Annotated in this window: 6 protein-coding genes; 3 read left to right on the top strand and 3 right to left on the bottom strand. The window is 42.0% G+C overall.

The window, feature by feature from the left end:
• Nucleotides 1-52: 52 nt before the first annotated feature.
• Nucleotides 53-1,398 (top strand): IS3 family transposase gene (locus CSV70_RS12925; protein ID WP_099679263.1). Its coding sequence is split into 2 segments (ribosomal slippage): nucleotides 53-497 and nucleotides 497-1,398, totalling 1,347 coding nucleotides; the frame shifts between segments, so codons are not numbered across the junction.
• A gap of 139 nt (nucleotides 1,399-1,537) precedes the next feature.
• On the opposite strand, the gene CSV70_RS12920 is transcribed toward CSV70_RS12925, so the two are convergent.
• On the bottom strand, nucleotides 1,538-1,852 hold the full coding sequence (locus tag CSV70_RS12920; protein WP_085133045.1) for a metal-sulfur cluster assembly factor: 315 nt from the start codon (nucleotides 1,850-1,852) through the stop codon (nucleotides 1,538-1,540).
• A 46-nt stretch (nucleotides 1,853-1,898) separates the two neighbouring features.
• Nucleotides 1,899-2,675 (bottom strand): prolyl oligopeptidase family serine peptidase, encoded by a 777-nt coding sequence (locus CSV70_RS12915; protein WP_085133044.1) that lies wholly within the window; start codon nucleotides 2,673-2,675, stop codon nucleotides 1,899-1,901.
• Between the two features lie 172 nt (nucleotides 2,676-2,847).
• Here CSV70_RS12915 and CSV70_RS12910 point away from each other — a divergent pair, with 172 nt between their 5' ends.
• Both CSV70_RS12910 and CSV70_RS12905 read left to right on the top strand, forming a co-directional pair.
• The gene (locus CSV70_RS12910; protein ID WP_099628648.1) at nucleotides 2,848-3,672 is read left to right on the top strand and encodes a Cof-type HAD-IIB family hydrolase; all 825 of its coding nucleotides are present in this window, start codon (nucleotides 2,848-2,850) and stop codon (nucleotides 3,670-3,672) included.
• An 11-nt stretch (nucleotides 3,673-3,683) separates the two neighbouring features.
• Complete coding sequence (locus CSV70_RS12905; RefSeq protein ID WP_099661148.1) at nucleotides 3,684-4,541, top strand: DegV family protein; 858 nt, start codon at nucleotides 3,684-3,686, stop codon at nucleotides 4,539-4,541.
• 155 nt (nucleotides 4,542-4,696) lie between these two features.
• Here the strand turns inward: CSV70_RS12905 and CSV70_RS12900 are convergent, their stop codons facing one another.
• On the bottom strand, nucleotides 4,697-6,067 hold the full coding sequence (locus CSV70_RS12900; RefSeq protein WP_099661149.1) for an alpha-amylase family glycosyl hydrolase: 1,371 nt from the start codon (nucleotides 6,065-6,067) through the stop codon (nucleotides 4,697-4,699).
• Nucleotides 6,068-6,168 lie beyond the last annotated feature (101 nt).

The raw sequence follows: 6,168 nt of genomic DNA, 5'->3' as shown, positions 1-6,168 counted from the left end.
TGAACTGCACCCCAAAACTTGGACACATTCAAAGAAAAAGGATGTGGTTCAAGTGAGAAAAATTCATGTAGAAGATAAGATTCAAGCGGTTAAACGATACATTGAAGGTAATGAAAGTCTTCGTGAAATCGCTCAATCTATCGGAATTGATAAGAGTGAAATTCGTTATTGGGTACAGCGATATCGGTATCACGGAGAAAATGGTTTCAAGAAACCCTGTACAAGTTATTCTGTACAATTTAAACTGGACGTAATCCATTATATGGTTGATGAGAATACGTCCCTCAGAGATACTGCTGCCCGCTTCAACTTAACGCACCATTCCACGCTTAGAAGATGGGTAAATGCGTATAGGGAAGAAGGGGCGGACGCCTTGTCACCAAAAGAAGAGGGGCGTCTATTCATGAAACAAAACCCAGAAAACAAGAAGAAACCATCTGTTTCTGAAAAAGAACTACAAAAGGAAATTGATTTCTTACGAATGGAAAATGCTTATTTAAAAAAGTTAAATGCCTTAGTTCAGGAACAGGAAAAACTACTAAAGAAAACAAAGCGCAAGTAGTCTTCGAACTAAGGCACCGATTCACAGTGAGTGCGCTTCTACAACTGGCAGAACTTGCCCGCAGCACGTATTACAACTTAGTAAACCGGTGGGATCGACCTGACCCTGACGCGACTATTAAACAGCTGATTCTTAGCATCTATCATGAGCACAAAGGACGTTACGGCTACCGGCGGATTCAAATGGAATTACGATGTCTCGGCCATATTGTGAACCATAAAAAAGTACAACGCATTATGAAAGTGCTGAACCTTACCTCTCTAGTCCGGATCAAGAAATACCGTTCGTACAAAGGAAAAGTGGGCAAGACCGCCCCGAATATCCTGGAACGAGATTTCCAAGCAGAGCAGCCGAATGAAAAGTGGGTAACGGATATTACTGAGTTCAAGCTATTTGGAAGCAAGTTCTATTTATCCCCGATGTTAGATTTATTTAACGGAGAAATCATTGCGTATACACTCGGTTCCAGACCAACTTATGTCTTGGTTGACGAGATGTTGAATCAGTCATTACAGACCCTAACAAATCAGGATCAACTAGTCATCCATTCAGACCAAGGTTGGCATTATCAAATGAAACCATATCAAAATACATTGAGCGAAAAAGGGATTACCCAAAGTATGTCCCGAAAGGGCAACTGTTACGATAACGCGGTCATGGAAAGTTTCTTTGGCACGTTTAAATCCGAATTTCTGTATCTACAGGAATTCGAAAATAGGGAACAATTCACAAAAGAGCTAGCCGAATATATCTCCTATTACAACTCCAAACGTATTAAATCAAAATTGGGGATGAGTCCGATAGAGTATCGAACTCACCACCAGCTTAGTGCGTAATAAAACTTGTCCAACTTTTGGGGGTCACTTCAAAAAGCGTCCCCCTCCGAAGCGCCAATCCCCTAGCCTAACACCCCGTCAGCCATTCCATTCCATAAAAAAACCACACCATATAAAACGGTGTGGTTGGTGTATTCTATTAACGCACGCCTAGTGCAATCTTGGCATAACGTGACATGTTGTCGCGGGACCATGGTGGATTCCAGACGATATCTACCACTGTATCTTTAACCTCTGGAAGTTCCATTAGCTCTTGCTCAATATTCGCTACGATCTGTGGACCCATTGGGCAACCCATTGACGTCAATGTCATTGTAATTTTCGCGACTCCTTCGTCAAGTAACTCTGCATTGTAAACCAATCCAAGGTTGACGATATCAATACCTAATTCAGGGTCGATGACGTTTTCTAACGCACCAAATAAATACTGCTTGATTTCTTCTTCTGTGTTCATCGGAATGCTCCTCTCTGCTGTGTAGTAATCTTATCTTACCAACATACTACATGGCACGCAAATGCTGTGCAAGCCAATTGACTGATGCAAGCATTCCTGGACGTGAAACCGAGTGACCTGCATTTTTTTCAGGCATCCATTTCAAAAGCTCCGGCTGATCTACGTAATCCTTTTGAATTTCCTCGTAAAATTCTTTCGTAAACTCAAATGGTACCATCGCATCTTGTTCTCCGTGCCAAATGAAAAGTGGACGCTGATGCAGTCTACCTGGATTTTGTGATAGATCCACTTGGTCAAGGGCCGCGAATAGTTGTTCACGTTCTTCTTGTGAAACCGGGATTTCTCTACCCCCATGCTCCGCGTAAGAAATTTGTCCTTTCGCTAAGCGCGTGAAGGCAGGTGAGCCCATCATCACGGAAGCTGCATCGATCCAATCATAATTCGCGAGGCAACCGAATGTTGTGATTCCACCCATTGAAGTTCCACCCATGCCGATTAATGTTTCGTCATCGATCAATTCTTTTTCATATAGTTCACCATGTAAAACATCTGCTTCTTTAATAGACGTCAACACGATGTCCCAAAAGTTTATTGCTAATTGAAATTCATCCAGTGATTCTGAGCGTTCACCATGTAATTTAGCTTCAGGTAATATCACACGAATTCCTTGTTTTGCTAGATTATATGCGTAGTGTAAATTATGTTCTTTCGCGCTAGTAAATCCATGAAAAAATAGTACAACAGGAATGCGTTCTTTCTCTTTCGACTCTTCCACGATATGAAGTACCGGGATCTCTTGCCATTTTTCTGAACGAATAATCATGACGATTCCTCTTTTCCTACAATCATTTACTGTTATGTTAGAATAGCAACATGTAACAGATAAAACAATTGCTTCGCCTTATCACTCATTTTTTTGACTTACTTACACGGTTAACGATAAACTATAAAGACCTAACAATCTGAAAATATCAGCACTAGTAGGAGAGGATTTCTTGAAACCACATTTGATTGTTTTAGATTTAGATGGAACATTATTGACGGATGAAAAAATCATTTCACCCAAAACCGAACAGACACTTCGTCATGCGGTTTCGCAAGGACATCACGTCATGATTGCGACTGGACGACCATACCGCGCTAGTGAAGTTTACTACCGCCAGCTTGAATTGACCACACCAATCGTCAACTTTAACGGCGCTTTCGTTCACCACCCTACTGATCGTTCATGGCAAACGATTCACGAAACGATTGCGTTGCCAGTCGTCAATGAAGTAGTGGATGCCATGCAGAACTTTTCAGTCGAAAATATCATTGCGGAAGTTATGGACGATGTCTATGCCCATTATCATGATGAACGATTTCTAGACATTTTAAACTTCGGCAATCCACTCATCACTGCTGGAGATATTCGGAATTCATTAAAAACCGATCCAACTAGCTTGTTAATTCAAGCCGATCCGCTAACTGTCGATCCGATTCGGCAGCATCTTGAAGACTTACATGCAGAAGTCATCGATCATCGTCGTTGGGGGACTCCATTTAACATCGTGGAAATAGTTCGTCACGGACTTAATAAAGCAGTAGGCATTGATGCGGTTTCAAAATGGATGGACGTACCGAAAGACCGAATCATCGCATTCGGAGACGAAGACAATGACCTCGAAATGATCGATTATGCAGGAGTAGGTGTCGCCATGGGGAATGCAATCGGCCAATTGAAATCTATTGCAGATGAAATAACAGACACAAATAATGAAGACGGCATTTCACGCATACTGGAAGAACGATTAGCTTTACAGAAAAACATCGTCCTATAGGGGGAAAAGAAATGAAGATTTTTGCGGATAGCGCATGTGATTTACCACTAGACTTCTTTAAAGAAAACGAAGTAGAACTATTCCCGTTAAGCGTTCTTCTAGACGGCAAAGAATACGAAGATATCGTCGAGATCAACTCCAAGGAAGTTTTTGATGCGATCCGTCAAGGACAGCAACCAAAGACTTCACAAGCTTCACCAGACAAAATGATGACAACTTGGAAAGAACTTGCAGCATCCGGTGAAGACGGCATCTACATCGCTTTCTCCTCCCAACTATCAGGAACGTACCAAACAGCCGTCATGACGAGTGATCTAGTGAAAGGAGACAACCCTTCCATGAACTTGGCGCTCATCGATACACACTGTGCTTCACTCGGCTATGGTCTACTCGTTAAAGAAGCCGTACGTTTACGCAATGAAGGCATCGGCATGCGAGAAATCGAACAAGAAATCCGCACGATGGCCATGCATATGGAACATCTCTTCACAGTAGATGACCTGGACTACTTGGCAAAAGGCGGACGCGTATCCAAAGCAAGTGCATTTTTCGGCGGATTGCTCAACATTAAACCACTACTTCACGTAGAAGATGGTAAACTTGTCCCCATCGAAAAACACCGTGGACGCAAAAAAGTCCTACGTCGTATGATTGAAATGATGGAAGAACGCGGCGACAACCTTCAACAACAAACTATCGCCATCAGCCACGGCGACGATCTCACTACAGCCAAAGAGTTTCAAAAAATGATCCAAGAAGTCGTCCAACCAAAAGCCATTGAAATCCATCAAATAGGCTCCGTTATCGGCTCACACGCCGGTCCTGGAACCATTGCCCTATTCTTCCTTAACCATGCAAAAAGTGAATAAAAAACAGCCTGCATAAATAGCAGGCTGTCTGAGACTCAAGACTGGTTCCAGTATCAGGAACTTGTCTTGAGCCTTTTTCTTTTGATTTTTTTAAACTAACCACAAATTTCAATGGAATAACGCCAGTTGATCATAAGTGTCAGGTGCCTTATCCTTTACTTCTTTTCACTAACCGCGTCTGCATTCCTACCTTGCTTACCCTTGCGAATAACAAGGAATAAGAATGCCAAAAACAAAACAACTACCATAATCGAAGCAATTAGGTAAGGCGTATTAAATCCCTTATCTTCCTCGATGATGTAAACCTCGGCCATCTCACGATCAAGTACGACATGATACTTATCATCCTTTGTCTTCTTGATCAAATCCTGACCAACCACACCGCGAAGCTTCTTGTTCTCTCCAATCACCGCAGGGTCCAGTTCAAAGCTCTGCACTTCGGACGTATTATTGAGCGCAATAATCCACGTCTCTTCTTCAGAAGAGCGTTCAAATACAACAAATCCATCTTTATTATGCAAAAACTTGAAATCTCCTGTACGAAGCGTTTCTGAATCATTACGCAGAGTGTTTAGATCACCAATCCACTCATGTAATTCCATATCCGTTTTAAAATTAAAGAACGGATGGGATTCCGGTGCTTCTTTACCATTCACGGCAATTTCTGTTGCATAAGGAACCAATGGAACGCCCGGAAGCATGAATTGTGCAACCGTCGCTACTTTCCAACGTGTTGGTGGGAATTGACGAAGCTCCACCATTTTATATGTAAAACGTGGTCCAGTTAAATCATCAAATTGTAGTAATTTACCTGCATCCTCGTTACTAAACTGATCCAATGAAGAAGTTTCTGAATCTACTTGCACGAACGATTCCTGAATGGCTGCACTTCGTTTTTCAGCCGGTATACTGTCAAATGATGCATCGCTCTGTTCATTTGTAATCACGTACAGTCCTTTGTTCGCTTCTTTCACTGCCTCAATCATGTGGTTCAGGAACTTCGTATCCGCATTGTCAAGTAATGTCAAACGAAGCCCATCTAACTCATAATCAGAAACAAATTGTACTGCTGCTTTCGTCAATTCTTGCTGTACAGCAGGATCGCTAACTTCACCTACTAAAGGAAAGTCTGCCATAATTTTTAAATCGTTCGCATGCATTTCTTCGATTAATGCGGTGAACTCTTCCGCTGTACCGAAGTGCGGCTCAATCTCATAATAGTCAAGAACTTCATTTCCATCATAGGAAGCCGTTTTGAAAACCGGTCCGACAGAAATCATCGTAAAGTGCATATCAAGTAAATGTTGCAATCGATTGCTGATTCCAGCAAAGTCCCCACCGTTAAAAATGGCTGGATTTTTTGCATCGGCACCGAAATCATTCGATTCGATCCCATTATTGAAACGGTCGACAAGTAAATCATAGATACTTTCATCGCTAAAAGATCGATCGGTATCTGCAAAAGCGGATGGTGCTATGGATAGGGCAAGCATACAGGTTGCCAGTAGTCCGATTATTCGTTTCACTTTAGTAAATCCTCCTCATACAAACTCTTCTTTCAGTTTATCAAACGGTAGCTAGCCATGCCATTCTTTCTTATGAAAACCATTGCCGCATTCTGTAAATA

The sequence above is a fragment of the Sporosarcina sp. P25 genome, from assembly GCF_002743235.1.
GTDB lineage: Bacteria > Bacillota > Bacilli > Bacillales_A > Planococcaceae > Sporosarcina > Sporosarcina ureae_B.
The sequence above is the reverse complement of the archived record's forward strand: the minus strand, read 5'-3'. Positions and strand labels throughout refer to the sequence as shown.

Coding starts and splice junctions, on each gene's coding strand:
- CSV70_RS12915 (WP_085133044.1), bottom strand. CDS start 2,675: ATGATTATTCGTTCAGAAAAATGGCAAGAGATCCCGGTACTTCATATC.
- CSV70_RS12905 (WP_099661148.1), top strand. CDS start 3,684: ATGAAGATTTTTGCGGATAGCGCATGTGATTTACCACTAGACTTCTTT.
- CSV70_RS12920 (WP_085133045.1), bottom strand. CDS start 1,852: ATGAACACAGAAGAAGAAATCAAGCAGTATTTATTTGGTGCGTTAGAA.